Annotated in this window: 16 protein-coding genes and 2 tRNA genes; 9 read left to right on the top strand and 9 right to left on the bottom strand. The window is 68.6% G+C overall.

Annotation, left to right across the window (positions count from 1 at the left end):
- Positions 1-73: 73 nt before the first annotated feature.
- Together LXT23_RS38750 and LXT23_RS38755 are read right to left on the bottom strand one after the other, a co-directional pair.
- Positions 74-832 carry a DUF6209 family protein gene (locus tag LXT23_RS38750; protein ID WP_253985480.1) on the bottom strand — a complete coding sequence of 253 codons (759 nt, stop codon included), beginning with the start codon at positions 830-832 and terminating at the stop codon, positions 74-76.
- Between the two features lie 149 nt (positions 833-981).
- On the bottom strand, positions 982-2712 hold the full coding sequence (locus LXT23_RS38755) for an SH3 domain-containing protein (RefSeq protein WP_253985481.1): 1731 nt from the start codon (positions 2710-2712) through the stop codon (positions 982-984).
- A gap of 174 nt (positions 2713-2886) precedes the next feature.
- Between LXT23_RS38755 and LXT23_RS38760 the strand changes: the two genes are divergently transcribed.
- From LXT23_RS38760 to LXT23_RS38775, 4 genes are all read left to right on the top strand, one after another.
- A complete protein-coding gene (locus LXT23_RS38760; protein WP_253985482.1) occupies positions 2887-3375 on the top strand; it encodes an SRPBCC family protein in 489 nt (162 codons plus the stop codon).
- 53 nt (positions 3376-3428) lie between these two features.
- On the top strand, positions 3429-4898 hold the full coding sequence (locus LXT23_RS38765; RefSeq protein ID WP_253985483.1) for an arabinan endo-1,5-alpha-L-arabinosidase: 1470 nt from the start codon (positions 3429-3431) through the stop codon (positions 4896-4898).
- Between the two features lie 570 nt (positions 4899-5468).
- Complete coding sequence (locus LXT23_RS38770) at positions 5469-6080, top strand: DUF6310 domain-containing protein (protein WP_323379130.1); 612 nt, start codon at positions 5469-5471, stop codon at positions 6078-6080.
- On the top strand, positions 6077-6832 hold the full coding sequence (locus tag LXT23_RS38775; RefSeq protein ID WP_253985618.1) for a DUF5953 family protein: 756 nt from the start codon (positions 6077-6079) through the stop codon (positions 6830-6832). Before LXT23_RS38770 ends, LXT23_RS38775 begins: the two co-directional genes overlap by 4 nt.
- A gap of 272 nt (positions 6833-7104) precedes the next feature.
- Here LXT23_RS38775 and LXT23_RS38780 read toward each other — a convergent pair whose 3' ends face one another.
- From LXT23_RS38780 to LXT23_RS38805, 6 genes are all read right to left on the bottom strand, one after another.
- Positions 7105-8343 carry an RNA polymerase sigma factor gene (locus tag LXT23_RS38780; protein WP_253985485.1) on the bottom strand — a complete coding sequence of 413 codons (1239 nt, stop codon included), beginning with the start codon at positions 8341-8343 and terminating at the stop codon, positions 7105-7107.
- On the bottom strand, positions 8343-8819 hold the full coding sequence (locus tag LXT23_RS38785; RefSeq protein WP_253985486.1) for a DoxX family protein: 477 nt from the start codon (positions 8817-8819) through the stop codon (positions 8343-8345). The genes LXT23_RS38780 and LXT23_RS38785 overlap by 1 nt, the downstream gene beginning before the upstream one ends.
- The gene (locus LXT23_RS38790) at positions 8819-9175 is read right to left on the bottom strand and encodes a YciI family protein (protein ID WP_253985487.1); all 357 of its coding nucleotides are present in this window, start codon (positions 9173-9175) and stop codon (positions 8819-8821) included. Before LXT23_RS38790 ends, LXT23_RS38785 begins: the two co-directional genes overlap by 1 nt.
- Before the next feature lie 200 nt (positions 9176-9375).
- Positions 9376-9936 (bottom strand): hypothetical protein, encoded by a 561-nt coding sequence (locus LXT23_RS38795; RefSeq protein WP_253985488.1) that lies wholly within the window; start codon positions 9934-9936, stop codon positions 9376-9378.
- Between the two features lie 248 nt (positions 9937-10184).
- A tRNA-Glu gene (locus tag LXT23_RS38800) sits at positions 10185-10257 on the bottom strand.
- Between the two features lie 20 nt (positions 10258-10277).
- Positions 10278-10350: transfer RNA gene (locus LXT23_RS38805), tRNA-Lys, on the bottom strand.
- 196 nt (positions 10351-10546) lie between these two features.
- Here LXT23_RS38805 and greB point away from each other — a divergent pair.
- The 5 genes from greB (at position 10547) to LXT23_RS38830 (ending at position 14778) form a co-directional block, all read left to right on the top strand.
- On the top strand, positions 10547-11077 hold the full coding sequence (greB, locus tag LXT23_RS38810) for a transcription elongation factor GreB (RefSeq protein WP_253985489.1): 531 nt from the start codon (positions 10547-10549) through the stop codon (positions 11075-11077).
- A 9-nt stretch (positions 11078-11086) separates the two neighbouring features.
- Positions 11087-12058 carry a deacetylase gene (locus LXT23_RS38815; RefSeq protein ID WP_253985490.1) on the top strand — a complete coding sequence of 324 codons (972 nt, stop codon included), beginning with the start codon at positions 11087-11089 and terminating at the stop codon, positions 12056-12058.
- A 211-nt stretch (positions 12059-12269) separates the two neighbouring features.
- Positions 12270-13589, top strand: coding sequence for a PhoH family protein (locus LXT23_RS38820; protein ID WP_253985491.1), 1320 nt, complete (start codon positions 12270-12272; stop codon positions 13587-13589).
- 32 nt (positions 13590-13621) lie between these two features.
- On the top strand, positions 13622-13933 hold the full coding sequence (locus LXT23_RS38825; protein ID WP_253985492.1) for an HP0495 family protein: 312 nt from the start codon (positions 13622-13624) through the stop codon (positions 13931-13933).
- Positions 13934-14016: 83 nt separating this feature from the next.
- A complete protein-coding gene (locus tag LXT23_RS38830; RefSeq protein ID WP_253985493.1) occupies positions 14017-14778 on the top strand; it encodes an SAM-dependent methyltransferase in 762 nt (253 codons plus the stop codon).
- 40 nt (positions 14779-14818) lie between these two features.
- Here LXT23_RS38830 and LXT23_RS38835 read toward each other — a convergent pair whose 3' ends face one another.
- Entirely contained in the window at positions 14819-15913 is a 1095-nt protein-coding gene (locus tag LXT23_RS38835; RefSeq protein ID WP_253985494.1) for a diacylglycerol/lipid kinase family protein, read from the bottom strand.
- Positions 15914-16025: the final 112 nt, after the last annotated feature.

A 16025-nucleotide genomic window follows, 5' to 3' on the forward strand; every position in this document is an offset into this window, starting at 1 on the left:
TCGCGGAGGAAGCGCCCCGGGGCACGGGAGGTGCGCCCGTGCCTCGGGGCCTTCGCGACTCAGCTGGTGCGGCTCACTGCACGGTGAAGTGGTAGTTGGAGCCGTAGTTGTTGTCGTAGCGCATGCAGGAGCTGCGGTCCGTGTTGCGGAACCACATCTCCAGGTGGCGGGCGCCGGCCGGAGCGGTGATGGCCGTCGGCACGGACCTGCCGGAGCCGGTGACGACCGTCTCCTGGACGGGGCCGTTGTCGAAGCGGTACTGCGCGACAATCACCCAGGCCGGGCCGTTGTACGTCGCGCGGCACTCGGGCAGGCGGCTGATGTCGTAGTTGACGATGAACTGCTGGCCGGCGCGCAGCGTGCCCGCCACCATCTCGTCCCAGTTCGCGTTGAAGGAGAGAGTCGGGGCGCCGACGGCGAAGTGGTAGTTGCTTCCGTGGTTGGAGTCCCAGCCCTGGCAGCCCAGACCCGAGATGTCGAACCACATCACCAGGGCGCCGCTCTCGCCCGCGGGGAGATGCAGGGTGCGCTGGGAGGGGTTGCCGTCCGGCGCGTGGCCAGCCACCCAGAAGCTCGACACCGGGCCGCGGTTCATCTGCACGTGGCCGGTGATGGTCCAGGACGGGTTGCCCGTGGAGGTGGTGCCCCGGCACTGCGGCAGGCGGCTGATGTCGTAGTTGACGACCACCTGACCGCCCGCGGGAATCAGCTCCACCGACGGCGTCTCGTTCCAGTAGCCATCGAAGGTGATGGAGGTGGGGGTGGTCTGCGCCGCGGCCGTGGAGGCCACCAGCAGCAGCGGAAGGAGGGAGGGAAGGAATTGACGGACCAAGATGCGCTCCTTTCGAGCGGAAGAGGGACCGGACGGCTAGCCCGGTCCCGCGCATCAGGTCAATGGGGCCCTGCGAGGTGAGGAACGCGAGCCCGAGCGCCAGCGACACCGGGTTCGGGTCCGGAGTCACCCGCCCAAGGCGGATGTCGCTATTCCGTGGCCGTCGTGGGAGGCGTGGCGATGACCATGACGTAGGGATTGTTCGTCCAGGCCTCGCCGTTGGTGACGCCTCCGGACTTGTTCCACGCCGTCTCGAAGTCGTCCCAGGAGTAGACCTCCTCCCGGTTCTCGTACGGGTTGTAGACGCGCACCATCCAGTCGCCGCTGGCGTCCTGCTCCACCGCGCGCACGTTGACCCAGTGGGCGACCTGCTTCGTGCTGTCGTCGTAGTCGCGCAGCTTGCCGTCGGCGCCCTTGGTATCGATGTTCACCAGCGTGGTGAGCTGCTTGCCCTCGGCGAGCAGGCGCGCCATCTCCCAGGGCGGCGTCATCGTGAGCTTCACGATGTCCGCCTGCCAGCCCTGGGCCTCGTAGAACTTCTCCAGGTGCGTGTCGTGGGTCACGCTGCCGGTCTCGAGGATGTTCTCGCTCACGTCGCCGATGGAGTCCTTGAAGGCGGTGAGCGCCTCCTCGGGCGTCATGCCGAGCGAGGCTCCCACGGCCAGCGGGCCGCACAGGTTGTAGTGAATCTGGGGGAAGCCCGGGCCGAGCAGCTTCTCCAGGTTGATGTACTGCGCGGCGGCGCCGTGCTGCAGGGCGTTCTCGTACCACGGGCCTACCTGCCCGCGGCCCAGCGTGCTGTCCACGCCGATGAACGGACTCTCGACGACGAGGCCGCCAGGAGGGACGCCGTTGAAGAGCAGGTCGGTCTGCTCGCGCACGGCGGTCTGCCAGTGCTCGCGGTAGAGGGCCTGCCTGCCGTCGTCGGGCAGGTGGCTCCAGGTCAGCAGGTCGACGTTGGGGGGAGGTGGGCCCTGGAGGTCGAACTCCGGCATCGGCCAGGCCTGGCTCACGGCCTTCTCGCGCTCGGTCTGGATGACCTGCTGCTGGATGTTCTGGGGCAGGCCGTTCCAGAGGGGCTCGGGGATGTGGGGTGGACAGGTGCCCTGCGCCAGCCAGTCCGGGAAGCGTGGGGGAGGGGGCGGCGCGGGAGGCGGCGGCGGAGGTGTGGTCTCTCCCACCAGCTCCGCGAAGACCCAGCCCTGGGTGCCATCCTCCAGCTGCACATTCAGCCAGGTGCCATCGTCGTTCTCGCCGAGCACCTGCAGCCGGGTGCCCTGGCTCTCGGTGCTGAGGATCTGCGAGCCCTGGGTGGACGGCGCGTTGCGGAAGTTGACTCCATCGGTCGACGTCGGAGCGACCCAACGAGGCTCGTCGTCCGCGACCTGGCGGTTGGCGACGCCGGACAGGCCGAGCTGGCGGATGAGGGCCTCGCGCTGCGGGCCAGGAGGCGTGGAGAGGACCTGCTGGACCTGGGAGGCGGGGACGGTGACGGGCTGGGAGTACCGCGGATGCAGGGCCTGCCACTGGCCCAGGGTCTCGTAGCGGACCTGGGGGTGGTTGGGGTCGATGACGGAGCCGTCGGGCCTGCGCACCAGGGCGTGGCCGACGCCGTCCCGGGTGTCGCTCATGAGGACGATGGAGTCACCGGGGCGGGCGAGGCCCACGGCCTTTTCGAGGCAGTTGGCGCTGCCGTCGCCCAGCCGCTCGGTGTGGAGGGTGGTGCCCGCCGGAGTGGGGGAGGGCGTGAACTGGGAGGGTGCGGTGAACTGGAGGGGCCTGGGCGCGGGGGCCGGTCGCGGCTGCACCGGGGCGGCCTGGACGGGCGTAGGGGCCGGGGCGGCTGGTGGCAGGGAGACGAGCCGGGGGAACTTGACCATGGCGGGGCGACCTCTCGAACGACGACTGACTGTCGGAGTGTCGCGGTTGCCCCGGTTCCGGTTGAATTAAACCGAGTTAAATCGGCGGTGACTGCCGGCAGCTCCGACACGAGCGTGCGTCCGGAGATCGGGGTGCGCATCCTGGCGGAGCTGGCGGCAGCGAGGAGGCTGACAATGGCGAAGAGGACGGACGCTGCTTCGAGGGTCATCAAGGCCGTGCCGGCGGTCATCTATCGGGCCTTCGTGGACCCGGAGGCCGTGGTCTCGTGGCTGCCACCCGAAGGCATGAAGGGCCACCTGCACGCGTTCGAGCCACGTCCGGGCGGGGCCTATCGGATGGCCCTCACCTACGACGAGGCGAACCACGAGGCGCCCGGCAAGAGCTCGGAGCACTCCGACCTCGTCGAGGGCCGGTTCCTGGAGCTGGTCCCCGACGAGCGCGTCGTCCAGCAGTTCGAGTTCGAGTCCGAGGACCCTGCGTTCGCGGGCGTGATGACGATGACCTGGAAGCTGGCGGCGGTGCCGGGTGGCACCGAGGTCACCATCACCTGTGAGAACGTGCCCGAGGGAATCCGGAAGGAAGACCACGACGCGGGCTTGCGCTCGACGCTGGAGAACCTGGCTGCGTTCACCGAGGCCCCGCCGGTCCGTGAATCCAGTTGAGCCCTGGCTTCGTATTCCGGGGCATCAACGCTTTACCGCTTCGGGAGGCCCGGATGCGAGGGGCATGGCTTGTCGTGGTGCTGGTCGCGCTCGCGCCAGAGCTGGCGCGGGCGCAGACTCCATGCGTCTCGAATGGGGAGCTGTTCCTGCATGACCCCTCCGTCATCAAGGTCCGCGAGGGGAGCCAGGACGTGTTCTACGTGGTGTCCACGGGGCAGGGCATTCCCATCCGCCGCTCCGTGGACCTGGTGAACTGGCAGTTCGTGGGCCGCGTCTTCCCCGCGCAGTGGGATGCGCAGTGCAATGACCACAACGCCGTCCCGGCCTGGGCGCTCGCGCGGTTCTCCAACTCCCTGCTCAAGCCGGACCAGGTCTGGTCGCCGGACATCTCCTACTTCGGGGGGCGCTTCCACGTGTACTACGCCGTCACCGTGCCCGCCTCGCGGCGGGTGTTCGTGGGGCACGCGTCCAACGCCGTGCTCGACGGCAGCCTCCCGTGGACGGACCACGGCGAGGTCTTCCGGAGCACGTCGACGACGCCCTACGCGGCGGATGGCCCGGACGTGCTGCTGTTCACCACGGCCACCGGGGCCCCGCGCGCGAGGCTGTCGTTCGGCGGCTTCTTCGGCGGCATCTACCAGCTCCCGCTCGGCCTGGGCTCCGGCAGGCCCGATACCGCCGCGACGCGCACCCGCCTGGCCGGACGGAACAACGAGCGCTACCACGCGCTGGAGGGCGGCCACCTCTTCCAGCGCGGGCGCTACTACTACCTGCTTGCGAACTGGGACTACTGCTGCGGCCCCCGCCCCAAGGAGTACCCCCTGGGCTGGACGCGCGTGTACCCGCCCTACACCCCGTCGACCCCGACGCGGCTCGCCGACCTCCCCGCGTACCGGCTCGTGGTGGGACGCTCCACCTCGCCCACGGGGCCCTTCGTGGACCGCAATGGCGTCAAGCTGGTCAACGGCGGCGGCACCGTGCTCCTCGAAAGCCGCGGCAACCTGGTGGGGCCGGGCGGCCCGTCCGTGGTGGAGCACGAGGGCCGTCACCTGCTGGTCCTCCACCGCTACGTCGAGCGGCAGCTGGCGGGCGACACATTCTGTGCGGGCACCCAGGCGCCCCACGTGCGGCGCCTCCACTGGACCGCGGATGGCTGGCCGGTGGATGACGGCCCCCACACCCTCACCGACCCCACCCACCCGGAGAGCGGGACGTCGGACCGCGTGGAGCCCTGCCTGCCCGGCGTGCTGGAGGTCAGCGCCACCGGGGGCGGCAGTGTGGCCACCTCGTGCGGCAGCGCGGTGTGTCGCGGGGACACCGGCACGCGGGTGACGGTGACGGTGACGCCCGACCCAGCGCGCCGGTTCAGCCACTGGGCCACGCCCGCGGGGGAGCGCTGCTCGCTGGCCTCTCCTGGCGGTGCCGGCGGCCCGGTGCAGGCGACCCTGGATTGCCCCTTCGTGAACGCCAGCCGGGGCTGGACGCAGTGCCGGCAGCGGTGCCAGGCGGTGTTCGTGCCCTGAGCGGCTGGAGGTGGAGACGCGAGGTCTGGAGTCGGCTCAGCGAGGAGTTGTTGACCTCCGACCTTCTTCAGGAAGGGGACGACGGCCTTCGCGTACGCGTCGTAAGACGCGCGGGAGGCGGACCCGCGCGACGTGGCACGTGCCCCATCGCGCCCGAGCCGCCTCACTCCCGCACATTCCAGTCACCCTCGCCGTTAGCGGGTGCTGGCATACTCCAGAACTGGACAGCCTTGACCCTCAGTTCGCTGGCTCGGCTGAAAGGACGTAGCCATGCGACTCCGCGCCTGCGCAGCACTCCTGCTCTTCCTCTCGGCTTGCGCCACGTCGGCACCGAGCCCAAGAGAGAGCGCGTCCCGGAACTCGAGGATCGCCAACCTCCAGCGAGCGGCGACGCTGCCGTGGACTGACGGGGGGCAGTGCGCTGTCCGTGAGGCGTCCCAGCCTTGGCCCGTGGTAGCGGAGCGGTGCTTTGCAGCCCTCGACCATGACCGGGTCCGGGTCAACGACCGGACGGGAAGGTGTGCCGTTGCCTCGGCGGGCGCGGCTGCCCTGGGAATCGGCCTCTGTGTCTTGGCTGCTCCCGAGATCGTCGTGGGCGCGGTGATTGTTGTTGGCGTGGTGGTGGTGGGAGTCGCGATCAAGGAAGCGCTGGATGCGTATGAGTTGAGAGGGAGCAGTACCGAAGAGGTAGAGCCCGCGTCCCGAACGAAGCCTGCCCCGCTGGAACCCTCCGCGAATCGAAAGCCCAAGCCGGAGCCATCAGGTCAGGACTGGCTCCCTCCGGTTCCAACTGAGCCACTGGAGCGCGAGCGCCGTCCTGAGTGCAGGCCTGCCCCGGTGCCGCACGCGGGCGAGGATGCCCCACATGACGAGTGCGCCGACAAGTTTCCGCCTAACCGTTATCCCGGAATGGACGTACTCGTGGGCGGTGAACGCTTCGATGCGCTGCAAGTCGGCGTGCGCGTGCTGTGGGAGATCAAGACCCATCGGTTTGACACATATAATGGCTTTATCCAAGAGCGGGAGATTGAGAAGGAACTCAAGCAGTTGGATAAGGAGCGCGACGCTGCGCTGGCTTGTGGATATGACTTCGTTGTCGGCGTGAGCACCGACGCGCATAGACTCGCGCTGCTCAAGCAGGATCCCACCTTCAAGATCGTCGTAACGGGATGCAAACGATGACCACTCGAAGTCCCCTCATTCTCAACGTCTATGCGCCTGCGCTTGTGGGTGGCGACAACCGCACACTCGCTGCCGTCCAGGCGATGGAAAAGGCGCTCCCCGGCTTGCGCCTGGAGTGGAGAGTCACCGAGGGGCGACGGCTTGCCGCGTTGCCACAGCGCGATGCGTGGTTGACTGAGAAGGCCACGCGCGGCGAGTTCCCGATGGTATGTAACAACGATGAGCGTTACCCCGTGATGATTTCCGGGCGCCACCGATCCGCGTATGTGAGCCCAGGCGGTCGGCCACAACTCCAAGTCCATGCGAAGTTGCCGCTAGATGCGGCGGTTGTCGCGGCAGCGGCGGATGTGCTTGAAGCAGTGGCAGAGGGCGCACGCGCGTTCTGGGGGCACGCTACGCCGGACGCAGCTTCGGGGGACATCGCGGAGCAGATAGCTCCCACGATGGAAGGGCCGCCGTCCCCTCCCCGGGGCCTGCCAGCCCTCAAACTCTTCGAGCACATCCGCTTGCCCGAGATTCCCTATTACCTCGGGTGGCTGAACTACTGGTCTGCCGCTGCCGCGAATGCAATCGGATTCCCGGACCCGGACCGCGACTCCGAGTTGCTATTGCGGGCGCGGCGCACGACATCGGGTGGGTGGATCGTGCAGCTCACGGACGCGCCGCTCGATTTGGACAAACCCGACCACCTGGCTGCGCTCCTATGGGCCTATGAGCGTTTCCCGGAGATCGGCGGTCGCGCAGCACCTTGACTCCTCCGTGCCGTGGTGCGGGTCAGCTCCTGAGCGATCCCTGCATTTGAGCGAGCTGATCGCCAGCCGCTTACCTGACAGCTTCGTGTAAGGCAAGATGGTGCGGTGGAAGACGAGAGGCCATGCTGGTACGCAAGTTGGCCATCAACAGAGCGCGCTGGCGGGCAACCGGGCCCAGATGAGGGGATGGCTCAGGAGTCACGCCGCGTGTCCCATCCAGTGCCGACGACCGTCCGCCCGACAATCGACGCCTATCTCATGCTTGGAAAGACTCAGGTCGCTTGTCGCGATGCCAACTGTCTCAGAAGGTATCCCTTCAGGGCCTCGTCGGTTGTAAGGCCGATGGCGACGGTCAGTGCCTCGACGGCCGGGGCAGTGTCGCCAGCGCGGAAGAGCAGGTGACCCTTTGCGGCCCAATAGGGCTGATAGGAGAGCATGCGTTTGTCAGCCTCGAGCGGCGTCAAATCGGCAAGTGCGGCGCGCGGACCGTCCACCTCGGCGCGCGCGACGGCTCGGTTGAGGATGACGACCGGCGAGCCAGTGAGTGCGAGCAGATGGTCGTAGAGCGCCACCACCACCGGCCAGTTGGAGATGCCGGCCAGGCGGCGGGCGACATGCGCGGACTGAATCGCCGCCTCGAGCTGGTAGCGGCCGCTCGGCCCCGCTGCGTTCGCCTCATGCAGGAGGTCTTCGGCGAGCGCGAGCAGTGAGGTATTCCAGAGACCTGTGTCCTGTTGTTCGAGCGGGACATAGGCGCCGGCTGCGTCGCGCCGGGCCGCGCGGCGGGCGGCGGTGTAGAACATCAGCGCCAACATGCCCTTGGCTTCGGGTTCATCGGGGAGCAAGGAGACAACCAGCCGGCCCAGCCAGATGGCTTCGTCGGCGAGTTCGGGGAGGGCGTCGTCGCCCATCTCGTTCCAGCCCTTGGAGTAGGCGGCATAGATCGCCTCGAGAACGGCGTCGAGGCGTTCGGGCAGCTCTTCCGGGTCGGGCACGCGAAAGGGAATGCCTGCGTTGCGAATGCGGGTCTTGGCCCGGACCAGCCGCTGCCCCATGGTCTTGGGCGGAATCATGAAGGCAGCGGCGATATCCTCGGCGCTCAGGCCGAGGATGGTCTGGAGGATCAGCGGAGTGCGCACGACGCGCTCGATTGCCGGATGGGCGCAGGCGAACATCAGGGCGAGTCGGCGGTCCGGGATGACGTCCCGCTCGACTGCCACCGCTTCGAGCTCGTCGCCCACCAACTGCAGATGCTCCTCCCCGGCCTCGCGGGTCTGCCTTCGGCGAACAGTGTCTGTATGCCGCCGCCGCGCCGCAGTCAGCAGCCACGCGTCCGGATTGTCCGGTACGCCGTCCATCGGCCACACGCGCAGGGCTGACGCGAAGGCTTCGCCGAGCGCGTCCTCGGCGCCCGCCACGTCGCGGGTGCGGGCGCTGAGGAAAGCGACGAGGCGGCCGTAGCTTTCGCGCGCCACGTGCTCGGCAACACGGCCGGCCTCGTTCGTCACCATCAGCCCTTCTGGCCTGTCTGGGGGACCATGAGCGGCCAGCGCCCGAGAGTCCGGCTTGCCGGTCGAAGCGCCCACGAGGCGACGGCAAGAGCGGCGAAGCCCAGAGTCACCGCGACGTGCCACGTGGCACTGCGACTGACCCAGTGGGACACTGCTGCGCCTGTCATATTGAAGAAGATGCCGGCATAGGCCCACTCCTTGACTCGCGGGAATCCAGGGGCCAGTAGCGCCAGCGAGCCGAGCAGCTTCCAGACGCCGATGAGCATCACGAAGTACACGGGGTAACCGAGCTGGTTCATGCCGTCGATCGTCTCCGGTCGTTGCGCGAGCTCAGCGATACCTCCGCTGGCCATCGCGAACACGACGAGCCCCGTCGTCGCCCAGTACCCGATCGACCTCGCGGTCAGCCCCAGGGTTTGCTTCTCGTTGAGACCCCTGTCGCTGTCGGGGGCACGGCTGGCCTCGCCCGTCACCATCAGCGCCTCCCGCCCGCATGGGAATCCATGATGGGACGGATCTCGATCGAGCCGTATTTGCTCGAGGGGCAGCGCTTGGCCCAGGCAATCGCCTCGTCGAGGCTCGGGGCTTCGACGAAGAAGTAGCCGGCGAACTGCTCCTTCGTATCGGCATAGGGACCGTCGAGCACCTCGGTCTTGCCGTCGTGCTGGCGCACGGTGGTCGCCGCCGAGCTCGGCTGCAGCCGCTCGCCCGGGGAAGAGCCCGCGGCCTTGGCCAGCGCCTCGTTGAAGGCGGCGTATTCGGCCCAGAGTTCCTTCTGCGGGGCCGCGGCGAGGGCGGGTTCGTCGTGATGGATCAGCATCATGAAGCGCATGTTCTCGGCTCCCTTGGCGGAACCTCATGTCCCGCTGTGACAATGACGGGCGCGCCTCGACGATTTCTACCGGCCCCGAAAGAATGGGTGCGGGTGCTGGATGGGAACCACCTGGCGGCCAGCCAGAAGAGACTCACGCCACCGAGGGACTTCCGAGGCGCGGAGCTGCCTGGCCGGGCGCTGGTGGTGTACGGCGCGAGCTACTCGAAGGCGGTGAAGGAGAAGGTCGTCTGGAAATCGACCTCAGCTCCCTTGCTCATGAACGTGGGGGCCGCGGAGCCGCGCAGCACCACGTTGAACTTGCCATCCAGGAAACGGGTGTAGTCGGCAGCCGGAAGCGCTTCGGAGTCGAAGTCCACCACCATCGCCACAGGGCCGCTTCCGCTCGGCCCCTCGACGTGGCCAGCGGCATAGGTGTTGTTGGACTCATTCACGAGGAAGAGCACCTCGACCCGTCCGCTAAACACCTCGGAGAGCGAGGCCACGCCTGTGCTCTGGGCGCCAAGGGTGAGGGTGAGGCTCGTCAACTCCACGCGCGAGGGTGACGTGCCGGCCAGATTTTGCCGTGCCGTATCAACGAAGACCTTGAAGGGGTTGCCCGACTCGGTCTCGATACCTTTCTGCGAGGTGACGGTGCCGCTGGCCGTGTCCGAGGACTTGGCCTTGAGGTTGATGCCGACGGGCGCCGAGTAGGACACCGGATCCCCACCGCAGCCAATGAGGGGGAGGGCGCACAGCACCAGCAGGAGAAAGCGGTTCATTTCGAGGACTCTCTTTCAGAGGCACGGGCGCTCCCGGCCCAGAGCGCTGCGGGGTGCCTGTTGCGCAGAGAGGACCCTCTGCAGGAGTCGCAGGCCACCTGCGCGGGTGAATGGCGCCCACGGCGTGAGCACAGCCCGACCGAGGCGCTGCTCAGCGGAAGGGGCCAGCGCACTTCGAACGCAGGACGGGCGGACGAAAAACGAACGGGGTTGGACGGTTTGACCCGTCCAACCCCGCGTTTTTACAGTGTCCCCGACGGGATTCGAACCCGTGTTACCGGCTTGAAAGGCCAGCGTCCTGGGCCTCTAGACGACGGGGACGGCACGTCTTCTCTACTACATGAGTCGCGGGGGGATCGAACCCCCGACCCTCGGCTTAAAAGGCCGGTGCTCTACCAGCTGAGCTAGCGACTCGCACTATTCTTTTTTCGCACCACCCACGACACCCCCGGGAGCCCCCCGGCGGCAGGCGCTTCCTACCAGCACTCCCCAGCGCTTTCCACTGGCGTGCACACCCCCGCCTTCCTGACATCTCCCGTGCCGACTTCCGGTGAACGTCCGGCCCGCCGTCCCCACTCCTGCGTCACCGGCCGGCGGTATACAGGAGGATATGTCCCAGGACGTACATCCCGACGCTCACGACGACGAGGACGACGAGGAGAAGGCCCCGTTCCGCCGCTACCTCACCCGCTCGGGCGCCGAGCGCATGCACCGCGAGCTGGTCCACCTCCTCAACGAGGAGCGCCCCAAGGTCACCGCCGAAGTCTCAGCCGCCGCCGCCCAGGGCGACCGCTCGGAGAATGCCGAGTACATCTACGGCAAGAAGCGCCTGCGCGAAATCGACCGGCGCCTGCGCTTCCTACAGAAGCGCCTGGACACCGCCACCATCGTCACTCCTTCTGAACAGAGCGACCGTGCGCATATCTACTTCGGAGCCACCGTCACCCTGGAGGACGAGGACGGTCAGAGGACCACGTATCAGATAGTCGGGTCCGATGAGATCGACGCCGCCGGAGGCCGCATCAGCGTGGAGTCCCCCATCGGCCGCGCGCTGCTGCGCAAGGCCGTGGGTGACTCCGTCGAGGTGCGGCGCCCCCGCGGCGAAATCGAGCTCACCGTCGTGGACATCCGTTACGAATAGGACCCCGCCATGCCCCGGACCCTGCCCGTCAGCTCCCGCTTCCGCCGCATCTATGAACAGCTGAGCGGGGCGGACCTGGCGGTCTCCGAGGGCACCGAACTCTCCCTGGAGGATCTGGCCCTGGACGACCCCCACGCCTCCCGCGTGGACCTCCTCTTCGGTACCTACAGCCCCCAGGGCCTGGAGCGCGCCCTGCGCGCCTATGGCCTGCTCCAGCGCGTGGAGGAGCGCGTGGGCCCGCTGGAGCTGCGCCTCCGGGTCGACGACCCGTACCGCCCCCGCATCCTCCTCTGGAGCCGCTGCTTCTACGCCCCCGTGGCCGACCTGTGCCTGCGCAAGACGGTGGGCGCCGAGGTGGGCCTCACCGACGCGCTCGCCCAGGCGCCGCTGCTCTACGTGGACTCGCTCCTGCTCCAGAACCCGGGCCGCCCCTTCGACTGGAACCGCCCCCCGCTGCCCGGACAGACGCACCCCGGCCTCGCCCTGTCCGGCCAGCTGCTGGAGCTGCTGCACCTCATGGCCCGCCGCGTGGGCGCCGAGGGCCTGGCCCTCATCCCCGCCACCTTCGCCGCCGCCGCCGTCTACGAGCGCCGCTTCCTCTTCGTGGACGGCGCCGCCCAGGGGCGCTTCCTCGCCCTCAAGGCGGCGGGGCAGGAGCGCCCCCGGTGGCTGCTCGCCTGGGCCGTGGAGCTGGGCTGCATGCGGGACGCCGAGGGCCGCTCCGTCCCCTTCATCCCCACCCCCATGCTGGCCCCCTTGAGCCGGCGGATGATCCAGCACTTCGGCTCGCGCACCTGGGAAGCGGCGCTCCAGGCGGGGGCTCCGCCGCGCTTCTCGCTCGACGAGGAGACGCTCCAGCAGCGCTTCCCCTGGGAGCGCATGCCGCCCGGGCCGCCGCCCGGGCGGGTGGCGGAGCTGCTCGGGTATGACCCGCTTGCTCCCGTTACGTCCCAGGCTTCACTGGGTGCTACAGGCCCGTAGCGGCGGGAGTGGGGGCTCGGGGCCCGTGCGTTTCATGGCCAGGGCCCGCGTTCCCGGGTAGGGAGTGGCGCGGGCGTGGGGTATCGGACAGCCGGCCTTCCAGGCGACAAGCCGGCTGTTTCCCCCAGGGGCGGTGTCTATATTGGGCCCAGAGAAGCCGTCGCACGGTCCCCAGCGGTCGCACCCGAACCTTCAGGTCGCGCAACCCACGATGCGAAAGAACTTCATCCTCGACACCAACGTCCTCCTTCACGACCCACGCAGCATCTACGGCTTCCAAGACAACAACGTCATCATCCCCATCTACGTCATCGAGGAGATCGACCAGTTCAAGCGCGATCTCTCGGAGCTGGGGCGCAACGCGCGCCTGGTGGCGCGCTACCTGGACTCGTTCCGCGCGGAGGGCTCCCTGAAGGAGGGCGTCGCGCTGCCGCACGGAGGCATGCTCCGCGTCAACTTCACCGACCGCGAGCTGCCGCTGTCCATGGCGGACAGCAACCTGATGGACAACCGCATCCTCGCGGTGGCCATCGACCTGATGGAGAAGGAGCCTGAGACGCAGGCCGTCTTCATCACCAAGGACACCAACCTGCGCATCCGCGCGGACGCGCTCGGCCTCATCGCCGAGGACTACGACGCCGAGCGGGTGGAGATCACCGAGCTGTACACCGGCTTCACCGAGCGGCTCGTCCCGCGCGACCTGGTGGACCAGATGTACAAGCAGGGCGCCGAGGTGGAGCTGCCCGACGCGGACACGCTCGCCCCCAACCAGCTGGTGCTCCTCAAGGACGAGACGAACCCGTCCCACACCGCCATGGGCCGCTTCCATGGAACGAAGGCCCGGCTGGTGCCCCTGCTGCGCTCCATCAAGGACGGCACCTGGGGCGTGCGCCCTCGCAACATGGAGCAGACCTTCTGCCTGGACCTGCTCCTCAACGACGACATCAAGCTGGTCACCATCGTCGGCAAGGCGGGCACGGGCAAGACGCTGCTCGCCATCGCCGCGGGCCTGCAGAAGGTGACGGAGGAGGGGCTGTACCAGAAGCTGCTGGTGAGCCGGCCCATCTTCCCGCTCGGGCGGGACATCGGCTACCTGCCGGGCAGCGTCGAGGAGAAGCTCAACCCCTGGATGCAGCCCATCTTCGACAACGTGGAGTTCCTGATGAACCTCAGCCGCGCGGACAAGAAGGCCGGCCGCGGCTACCACGAGCTGCTGGACCTGGGGCTGATGGAGATTGAGCCGCTGACGTACATCCGCGGCCGCAGCCTCCCCAACCAGTTCATCATCGTGGACGAGGCCCAGAACCTCACGCCACACGAGGTGAAGACCATCATCACCCGCGTGGGCGACAACACGAAGATCATCCTGACGGGAGACCCGTTCCAGATCGACAACCCGTACGTGGACTCGACCAACAACGGGCTCGTCCACGTCGTGAACCGCTTCAAGAGCGAGAAGATCGCCGCGCACATCACCATGGCCAAGGGAGAGCGCAGCGCCCTGGCCGAGCTCGCCGCAAACCTGCTCTAGCGCCTGCGCCCGCCGGAGCGTCGAGACGTGTCATGACGAAGGATGGTCCTGAGAGCACACCCCCTGCTGGCGATGAGGAGAAGAAGCCCCTCATCGAGTACCCGTCGGTCTACACCTTCAAGGTGATGGGCAAGCAGGAGCCCCCCGGCTTCACCGAGCACGTGAGGGAGCTGTTCCGGAGGCTGATGGGGACGGAGGTTTCTCCGGACTCCATCCGCGAGCAGCCCAGCAGCAAGGGCACCTATGTGTCCTTGAGCGTGTCGGTGTACCTGCTGTCCGAGGAGCACCGGCGCGCCATCTACGCCGGGCTCCACAAAGACGAGCGGGTCATCTACTACCTGTGAAGCACCGGGCGCCGCCGTGAGGGAGAGGGCGGCGCCCGGGTCCGTTGCTGGAAGTCCGGACGGTGCGGGTATATGAGGAATCTATGAGTCCCGCAGAGCCCTTCCCCCTCTACCACCCCGCGGGCGTCCGGCGAGCGTTCGGCTCGGAAGATGCGACGCGGCGCTTCGCCAAGGTGGCCCAGCTGGAGCCGGGCGCGCGGGTGCTGGTGCTCGGCTGCGGCCCGGACGGGCACGCGGCGCTGCTGCTGGCCCGGGAGCTGGGCTGCTCGGTGGTGGCCGCGGACACGGACGAGGCGCTGCTGGCGACGCTGCGCGAGCGCGTGCGCGCCCAGGGGCTGTCCGACAGGCTCGAGGTGCGGCGCGTGTCGCTGGAGTCGCTCGGCCTGCCGGAGGGGGAGTTCAACGCCATCCTCATCCAGGGCCACGTGCTGTACCCGCTGAAGCCCACGCTGGCGAGCATGCGCCCCCTGCTGGCGAAGCGCGGCCGGCTGGGCCTCACGTTCCCCGCGAGGGTGGGGCGCTTCGCGCCCAAGGCCACGCTCGACTTCTGGGAGCGGCGCGTCGGCGGGCCGCTGCTGCTGCCCCGCGAGTTGCTCCAGACGCTGGAGGCCTCCGGCTACGAGCCCGAGTCCGCCGAGACGCTGCACGACGCCGAGCTGGACGTGCTCTACCGGGACATCCAGGAGCACCTGCCGGCGGGCTCCAACGCCCAGACGGCCGGGCTGCGCGAGGAGCTGGCCCTGCACCGCGAGAGCAACGGCAAGGCCAGCGTCAGCTACGCGTTCGTCGTGGGGCGCCGCAAGGAGCCGGGCGAGAAGCCTCCGGCGTCACGCGACAGGGGCTAGGCGCGGCGCGGGCAGGTGCGCTGCCCGCGCGGGCGGCGCGTCAGTTGATGGCGCCGTTGAAGTCCACCAGCTCGATGGACTCCGGGGCCACGGACAGCGACACCTGGTCGCGGTAGCCGGCCGCGTCGCCACCCACCTGGAAGGGCATGGGGCGGGCGAAGCGGATGGTGACCTCGCGGGCGTGGAAGTCGTGCAGGCCTTCCGGGAACCAGCGGCCGTTCCACAGCTTGGGCAGGTGGGTGAGCACCTGCGTGGGCGTCACCTGGCCCAGGCGCAGCTGCATGAAGCCGCGGCGCTCGCTGGCGAAGGGGAACATGCGGAAGCCGTACCCGTAGAAGGGCATGGTGCCCGCCGCCGCCATCATCAGCCGGCCGCGGAACAGCGTGGCCCCGGGCGCCAGCGCGTCACCCACCGGGCGGCCGTCCGCGCCCAGGCGGTACGCCTCGCCGGCCTGGCCGTTGATGACCTCGCACTCCACCCAGGTGGAGTTCGTCAGGTAGTGCGGCACCGTCTTGCAGGCCACCGCGGAGAAGTACCCGCCGCTGCCGGAGAGGACGTTCTTCAGGAGCCCCTTGCCCAGGTTCTCCTTCACCCAGATGTAGTCGTTGAGCACCTTGCCATCCACGCCCAGCCCGGCGAACGGCGCGCGCTGCCCGTCCACCATCAGCAGGTCCATGGGGCGGAAGGCGGGGACTTCACCGGTGCGGGCGCGCAGCACGTCGTTGAGGATGCCGTCCCCGCGGGTGCTGGAGGCGTTGACGTGCGCGGCGATGCCGTTGCCCGTGCCCAGCTTGAGGATGCCGAAGCGGGGCGCGGCCTGGCCCGCGAAGCGGCCGCGCGGCCCCACCTGCTGCAGCACCTCGTTGACGAAGCCCATGAAGGTGCCGTCACCGCCACCCGTGAAGACGGTGGGGTAGCCACGCTCGAGCACCGTCTGGACGATGCGACGCGCGTCCAGGGGCGAGCGGGAGAGGAAGAGGTCCTGCTCCGGCACCACATGGGACAGCGACTTCACCACCCGCGCATCCACCTTGCGGGCATTGGCATTCAACAGCACCGCGACCTTCGGCTCGGGGGCGACATCCGACGCGGGAGACCGGCGGAAATCAGGCGAGCGGAGGGGCTGGACGAGCATGCGGCGGGCTCCAGGGTTGCTCGGGTTGGGGGCACCCGAATGGCGACGCCGGGCGGACTGTGCACTTTTCTCGCCAAGGCCTGACTCGCTGCGTCAGCAGGCGGGCAGGCAT

Source organism: Pyxidicoccus xibeiensis, assembly GCF_024198175.1.
GTDB lineage: Bacteria > Myxococcota > Myxococcia > Myxococcales > Myxococcaceae > Myxococcus > Myxococcus xibeiensis.

Coding starts and splice junctions, on each gene's coding strand:
- LXT23_RS38755 (WP_253985481.1), bottom strand. CDS start 2,712: ATGGTCAAGTTCCCCCGGCTCGTCTCCCTGCCACCAGCCGCCCCGGCC.
- LXT23_RS38760 (WP_253985482.1), top strand. CDS start 2,887: ATGGCGAAGAGGACGGACGCTGCTTCGAGGGTCATCAAGGCCGTGCCG.
- LXT23_RS38765 (WP_253985483.1), top strand. CDS start 3,429: ATGCGAGGGGCATGGCTTGTCGTGGTGCTGGTCGCGCTCGCGCCAGAG.
- LXT23_RS38775 (WP_253985618.1), top strand. CDS start 6,077: ATGACCACTCGAAGTCCCCTCATTCTCAACGTCTATGCGCCTGCGCTT.
- LXT23_RS38780 (WP_253985485.1), bottom strand. CDS start 8,343: ATGGTGACGAACGAGGCCGGCCGTGTTGCCGAGCACGTGGCGCGCGAA.
- LXT23_RS38785 (WP_253985486.1), bottom strand. CDS start 8,819: ATGGTGACGGGCGAGGCCAGCCGTGCCCCCGACAGCGACAGGGGTCTC.
- LXT23_RS38790 (WP_253985487.1), bottom strand. CDS start 9,175: ATGCGCTTCATGATGCTGATCCATCACGACGAACCCGCCCTCGCCGCG.
- LXT23_RS38795 (WP_253985488.1), bottom strand. CDS start 9,936: ATGAACCGCTTTCTCCTGCTGGTGCTGTGCGCCCTCCCCCTCATTGGC.
- greB (WP_253985489.1), top strand. CDS start 10,547: ATGTCCCAGGACGTACATCCCGACGCTCACGACGACGAGGACGACGAG.
- LXT23_RS38815 (WP_253985490.1), top strand. CDS start 11,087: ATGCCCCGGACCCTGCCCGTCAGCTCCCGCTTCCGCCGCATCTATGAA.
- LXT23_RS38820 (WP_253985491.1), top strand. CDS start 12,270: ATGCGAAAGAACTTCATCCTCGACACCAACGTCCTCCTTCACGACCCA.
- LXT23_RS38825 (WP_253985492.1), top strand. CDS start 13,622: ATGACGAAGGATGGTCCTGAGAGCACACCCCCTGCTGGCGATGAGGAG.
- LXT23_RS38830 (WP_253985493.1), top strand. CDS start 14,017: ATGAGTCCCGCAGAGCCCTTCCCCCTCTACCACCCCGCGGGCGTCCGG.
- LXT23_RS38835 (WP_253985494.1), bottom strand. CDS start 15,913: ATGCTCGTCCAGCCCCTCCGCTCGCCTGATTTCCGCCGGTCTCCCGCG.